We start from the raw sequence: 374 nt of genomic DNA, 5'->3' as shown, positions 1-374 counted from the left end.
CGGGCCTCGTTTCGCGCCATCCATGGCGCTCAACGCCCCCGCCCAACCCCACCCACCCGTCGCCCTGACAGATTCCGGTGGCCGCCCGCCACGTAAAAAAAGAAAGAAAAGCGGTAGCGCCGAAGGTAGCGGAAGGAGCCGCTGCCAACGTCGCGTGCGACGGCCCGCAGGATGCCGGGCAGGATGCCCGGCATAGCCAGGCTCGGCGGCTTCTGCTTCTGCTTCTGCTTCTGCTTCTGCTTTAGCGCCTTCATTTTGGCTGGATCGAACGGGTGGGACCCCCTCGTGGCGGGTGGCATTTCAAGCGGTTTGCTGGTTTGGCGACGGGTGGGTGGGGTTGGTCGGGGGACGGCAGAAGCCGCATCCTGCGGGCC

1 protein-coding gene is annotated in these 374 nt (G+C 66.0%); it reads right to left on the bottom strand.

Annotated elements, in window-relative coordinates; genetic code table 11:
- Window positions 1-29: 29 nt before the first annotated feature.
- On the bottom strand, window positions 30-374 hold a 345-nt coding region (locus SOM47_RS17615), incomplete at its 5' end, for a hypothetical protein (RefSeq protein WP_320506287.1).

This window comes from Stenotrophomonas sp. CFBP8980, assembly GCF_034046095.1.
In the GTDB taxonomy this organism is placed as follows: domain Bacteria; phylum Pseudomonadota; class Gammaproteobacteria; order Xanthomonadales; family Xanthomonadaceae; genus Stenotrophomonas; species Stenotrophomonas lacuserhaii.
This window is presented reverse-complemented; position numbering and strand designations above follow the sequence as displayed.